6 protein-coding genes are annotated in these 5,183 nt (G+C 58.0%); all 6 read left to right on the top strand.

Annotated features, from left to right (window positions below):
* The coding region (locus A3722_RS24240) for a hypothetical protein (protein ID WP_161488209.1) at positions 1–611 on the top strand (611 nt) is incomplete at its 5' end.
* Entirely contained in the window at positions 608–1,552 is a 945-nt protein-coding gene (locus A3722_RS03545; RefSeq protein WP_067626424.1) for an SGNH/GDSL hydrolase family protein, read from the top strand. The genes A3722_RS24240 and A3722_RS03545, both read left to right, overlap by 4 nt.
* Positions 1,549–2,490, top strand: coding sequence for a hypothetical protein (locus tag A3722_RS03540; protein ID WP_067626423.1), 942 nt, complete (start codon positions 1,549–1,551; stop codon positions 2,488–2,490). The genes A3722_RS03545 and A3722_RS03540 overlap by 4 nt, the downstream gene beginning before the upstream one ends.
* A complete protein-coding gene (locus A3722_RS03535) occupies positions 2,487–3,311 on the top strand; it encodes an inositol monophosphatase family protein (protein ID WP_067626421.1) in 825 nt (274 codons plus the stop codon). The genes A3722_RS03540 and A3722_RS03535 overlap by 4 nt, the downstream gene beginning before the upstream one ends.
* A 5-nt stretch (positions 3,312–3,316) precedes the next feature.
* A complete protein-coding gene (locus A3722_RS03530) occupies positions 3,317–3,991 on the top strand; it encodes a cytidylyltransferase domain-containing protein (RefSeq protein WP_067626419.1) in 675 nt (224 codons plus the stop codon).
* A gap of 46 nt (positions 3,992–4,037) precedes the next feature.
* Positions 4,038–5,144: a hypothetical protein gene (locus tag A3722_RS03525; protein WP_150120077.1), complete on the top strand. Its 1,107-nt coding sequence runs from the start codon at positions 4,038–4,040 to the stop codon at positions 5,142–5,144.
* Positions 5,145–5,183: the final 39 nt, after the last annotated feature.

Genomic DNA, 5,183 nt, shown 5'->3' with positions numbered 1-5,183 from the left:
GCGTCTTGCGCGACGCCCCCGTGATTGCGCCCGATCTTATCGTCTCCCTGTCAGGCATCTGTGATATCGGCTATCTTCTCAATGCCAAGAACTACCCGTTTCGGCATAAATACACCCGGAGGGCCATGGACCATCTCAAGGAACATGGGCTCGTCAATGACGTGGTTTTCGGCCTCCCCGACCCTGCACTCCCCGCCGAAGTCTGGTGCCGGAACCAACGCATGGCGCGGGCGCTTGCCCAAGAGACCGGCAGCGAGATCCTCACCTTTTTGCAGCCGATCCAAGGCTATGGCGCCTACCCCCAAACCGAGGCAGAGCGCGCCTTTTACGACAGCAAAGCAAAGGTGGTACTCAAGGCGGCAGACAAGCCTTACGGCGAATGCCTGCGCGCCTTTTATGAGGGTGTCAAAGACATCATGGCGGCCCAGCCAGAGGCCTATCGTCATATTGTCGACCTGACGGATGCCTTCGACGACTGCCCCGGCGCTTACCGCGACCACCGCCATCAATCGCCACGCGGGGTCACCCATCTGGCAAAGAAAATACTTCCCCATGTGCAGGCACGTCTGGGGGCACAAAACACAGGCCAACAGGTAGATACACAAGAATGACAGACACAGAAGACGGGCCATTCAACACAGAGCAGAAGAACCGTGTGCTTGAAGCCTTTGAACGTCACTTTAACCCAAAGGACGAATTACAGTATTTCGATCCTTACTTAAGTGCGATCGGCCCGCCCACGCGCAACCCGCGCACCACCGGCGGCTACAAGCTGTGGCCCGACGAAGCGCATCCCCGCAAGCCGGATGTGACGCTGATGACGATCGGCAATTCGACCAGCCTTTGGCCCGCCTATCCGTGGAGCCTTGAGTTGGCACAAAGCCTGTCGGGGCCCGATTATCTGGTCGAACTCTGGCATGGGGCAGGCAAAGGAAATACCTCCTCGCAAGAGTTGATGCGCGTGTTGCGCGACGCACCGGTCATCAAACCCGATCTGATCATCTCGCTCTCGGGGATCTGCGATATCGGCTATCTGCTCAATGCGCCGACCCATCCCTATCTGCACAAATATACCCGCAAAGTGCTGGATTTCGCGCTTGAGGCGGGGATCGTGACCCGCAAGCTGGTCTATGGCCCGCCCGACAGTTCGAGCCCGGCAGAGGTCTGGTGCCGGAACCAGCGTTTTGCCCGCCTGCTCGCGGATGAGCTAGGGATCAAACTGCTGACCTTGCTGCAACCCGTTCAGGGCTATGGCAACTACCCCCAGTCTGCGGCGGAAAAAGAGTTCTACGAGAGCAAGGCGAAGGTCGTCTTGAGGGGGGTTAACAAGACCTATGGTGAAGCTGTTCAAGATTTCTACACCGAGGTAAAATCCATTATCGCCGCCCGCCCCGAGGCCTATAGCCATGTTGTGGATATCACCGATGTGTTCGATGATTGCCCCGGCGCCTATCGCGATCACCGCCATCAGACGCCTCTAGGCTCGACCCATCTTGCACAGAAAATTCTGCCTCTCGCGCGGCAGGTCATCGCACAAGGAAGCACATCATGAAGCTTTTTTCGACCCTCAAGCGACGTATGGCAAAGCGTTTGGCAGGAAGTAGTTTGGTCCAGAACGCTGTTCTGGAAAGGCTGGAAAGTGACCCTAAGGCCATGGCCAAACTGGGCAAGAAACCAGCCGTTTTTGAACATATCCTCGCCGGCGCGGCCCTAAGCGAAGGTGCGGTGACGCGAATCATCGACCACCCGGCGGTGCTTCAAAGGATCATGCGATCGCCCAAAGTGTTCGAAAAACTGCTTACAGAGGTCTCGTCCAATCCTGAAAGCCTCTATCGCATCCTGAGCAAGCAAAGCATGCGCAAAGTGCTTTCTGCGCAAAACCAGTTCCTCAACAAAATCGGGCTGGAAAAAACCGCACTGGAACGGGTGCTTCAATCGGTTCCATCGCTTCGTCGGGGAGAGGCGATCCGGATGTTGATCGGAGACGATGCAGATGTCCTGCGCGATCTGGGTGAAACACCCGAGCGGATGGCAGCGGCGCTTTTGTACCGCAGTGCCGTAGAGCCGAAAAATGTCAAAGAACTCGCCGCCACAGACAAGATCATTCTGGATGGGGTGATCGACACGTTGGAAAGCTCTGCACCCTCGGTGGTGCTCGAGATGGTGAAAACCAGCCCTGACCTGTTTGAAACCGGCGCACTGCGCGATCAAGCGATCCGGTCCATCGTCTCTAATGCAGAAAACATGTGCAAACTCTGCGCGCTCTATGTCGTGACCCCCAAAAACGGCCGTTCCTTGGGAGAGCGTGCACGCAAACTGATGGGCGCGCTGCTCAGCGATCCGGTCTTCGTGCAGGCCCTGATTCAAAGCCACACCCTGCGGCTGAACATGCTTCACATCATTGAAGACAGCGCCAAAGCGGCAGGCCATACGATCCCGGACATGCTGGCGACACCGCGCCACGGCAAAGCCAAGCCTGCAACCACATGACAGTAGCCCAAGACCAACAACGCGCCTTGGCCACCGCAGTCGGGGAGCTATTGCGCGACAGCCTGCGCGACATCATTCCCAAAGCCCGCGGACAAGTCTCTGCGAAAGAAACCCAAGTCGCGGGTGATGTTGTCACCGATACGGATTTTGCGCTTCAAGAGACCTTGCAGGCTGGCCTGCGGCGCCTGCTCCCCGAGGCCGGTTTTATCGGCGAAGAGGGCTTTGAAGCCATGCAGGTGCTCGGCGACCAACCGCATTGGATCGTCGATCCCCTGGACGGGACGTTGAACTATGCCTGCGATCTGCCGTTTTTTGGCGCCAGCATCGCTCTGATCGTAGAGGGCATGCCGGTAGTGGGTGTCGTTTACGACTATGGGGCAGATACGGTTTTCGAGGCCGTGGCGGGTCAAGGGGCGCGCTGCAACGGGGCAGGAATGCTCTGGGATGCGGCGATGGCACAGCGCAGCCCAATAGGCATTTCCAGCGGCTTTTTGGCCCTGATGAAGGGGCCGGAAGCCGCGCGTTACAATCCCGATTGGCTGGGCAGCCGGTTCCGCATCTTTGGCAGCCAAGCTGTGCAATTGTGCTGGGCGGCGGCTGGTCGGCTGCGCCTTAATATCAATGTCGAAGCCAAACTGTGGGACGATGCGGCGGGCATATTGATCTGTCAGGAAGCCGGCGCCGATTATGCCGCCCTTGCTGCAGATCCGGTCTATCCGCTATCCCCTGCGTCACCGGCATTGGCAGGTCAAAGCTTGTTCAGCATTTCCGGCGCGCCCGAACTGGTGGACCTGTGCCGCCGCGACTTCGTGAAAGGATAGCCCCAATGGCTCCAAAAATTATCGCCATGATCCCTGCCCGCCTTGGCTCTCAGCGCCTCAAGGAAAAGAACCTGCTGGAAATTGACGGTTCTCCCATCGTGTTGCGTGCGATGCGCAAGGCGGAAAGCATGGACTGCTTTGATGAGGTCTGGGCCAATTCCGAAGCCGATGCCATTGGCGATCTGGCCCATAGCGCCGGCATTCGCTTTCACAAACGCCCAGCCGAACTCGGCAGCTCCACCGCCACCAGCGAAGATTTTGTCTATGAATTCTTACAGGCTCATCCCTGTGACTATCTGGTGCAAATCCATTCGATCGCCCCACTGCTGACCCGCGCAGAGATCGGCGCTTTCACCGACAAGCTGGTCAGTGGCGGCTATGGCACGCTGCTTTCGGGGGTCAACGAGCAGATCCAATGTATGATGGAAGACGCGCCGCTCAATTTCTCACGCGACGGAATGGATGCCACACAAGAGCTCAAACCCGTACAGCGCATTTCTTGGTCCATTACGGGCTGGAATGCCAAAAGCTATGTCGAGACATTCGAGGCAGGCGGCTGCGCTACCTTCCATGGCGAAATGGGGTTCTTCCCCCTTTCCCGCCCCTCCGGGCTCGTGATCAAATACGAAGAAGACTACAAAATGGCCACGGCCATGGCAGCGGCAGGCTTGGGGGAGTAACCCCCTAGCCTCCCCCCGCTTTCCCCAGGTTCATATCGAGACTAATATGCGCGTTTTACTGTCAGGCACTTCGAATTCGATCTTGGCCAAGAGTCTCAGTTACAGCTTTAAAACTGACCCTGCGGTGACCGATTTCACCAATGTCTCTTATGGGGCCAGCGGCACAGTGGCTTTGGGGGATCACCTGCGCAAGATCGACTTTTCGCAGCATGATTTTTGCGTGCTGGATTACTGCGTCAACGAAGAGGTGTTCATCTGGCAAAAGGATTCCAGCATCTTTGCCGCGATGAACAACCTTTATGCCATCATCGACGCGAGCGCGCGGGCGGGCTGTCAGCCTATCGTGATGATCTTTCCAAGTTCGACCCGGGCCAATCATCAACGTCCCCTCGAAGAAGCGATCATCGACCAGCTGCGGGCGCGTGGCATTCCGGTGTTCAATTTCTACGATTTCGCGGCCCGCCTTACGGCGCAGTCCGGGCTTGGCTTTAAAGACCTGTTTCTGGACCCCATGCATGTGCGCCGCGAAATCGGCCACTTCATGGGCAACACGGCCATCACCTATATGAAATCCGTGGCCCAAGCAGGACGCCCGGCGCCGGAACCCAGCAAATTGAGCTATCAGCCTCTGTCCTTCGTGCCCTTCCAAGAGGTCACTGTCTCTTGTGACAGGCAGATTGAACACCGGGAGACCAAGCTGGCAGCGGCGGATCTGCTGCGCATCACGCCGGACACGCAGCTGGAGTTTCCCCTCGATGCCCCGGCGGAAGTGATTGGGATGACCTATAATGCCGCCCGGACCATCGGCAAGCTCAGCCCCCCCGCCGCGCCGGGGGAAACGCTTATGGAGGTTAAAGCCTCGGGGCTATTTTCCAAGCAACGCGGGCTTACGCTGGTCACATCGCCCATGACCCACCCCTTGTCTGTGCAGGGCGATATGGCGACACTGCACTATGATTTCGAGGGCGCGGTGACCGACACCCAGCCCTCTCCGGCGCTGGAACTCTCCGGTTTCGTACTGCGCAGCCTTGAGCAGAGCCTGCCGGTTCATTTTTGCACCCATGCCTCTGAGCCGGTCATCCTTGAAGACAGCGTAAGCGATACGGACCTGGCGGGTCTGGCAGAAGTGCTTGCCACATCCCCCGCCGCTTGAGCGATATCGGAGAGCCCCATGCACCATTCCCCTGTCACA

The sequence above is a fragment of the Sulfitobacter sp. HI0027 genome (genome assembly GCF_001634775.1).
GTDB lineage: Bacteria > Pseudomonadota > Alphaproteobacteria > Rhodobacterales > Rhodobacteraceae > Sulfitobacter.
The sequence above is the reverse complement of the archived record's forward strand: the minus strand, read 5'-3'. Positions and strand labels throughout refer to the sequence as shown.

What these genes read in the sequence shown, in the direction of transcription:
- A3722_RS03545 (WP_067626424.1), top strand. Translation starts at nt 608, where the DNA reads ATGACAGACACAGAAGACGGGCCATTCAACACAGAGCAGAAGAACCGT.
- A3722_RS03540 (WP_067626423.1), top strand. Translation starts at nt 1,549, where the DNA reads ATGAAGCTTTTTTCGACCCTCAAGCGACGTATGGCAAAGCGTTTGGCA.
- A3722_RS03535 (WP_067626421.1), top strand. Translation starts at nt 2,487, where the DNA reads ATGACAGTAGCCCAAGACCAACAACGCGCCTTGGCCACCGCAGTCGGG.
- A3722_RS03530 (WP_067626419.1), top strand. Translation starts at nt 3,317, where the DNA reads ATGGCTCCAAAAATTATCGCCATGATCCCTGCCCGCCTTGGCTCTCAG.
- A3722_RS03525 (WP_150120077.1), top strand. Translation starts at nt 4,038, where the DNA reads ATGCGCGTTTTACTGTCAGGCACTTCGAATTCGATCTTGGCCAAGAGT.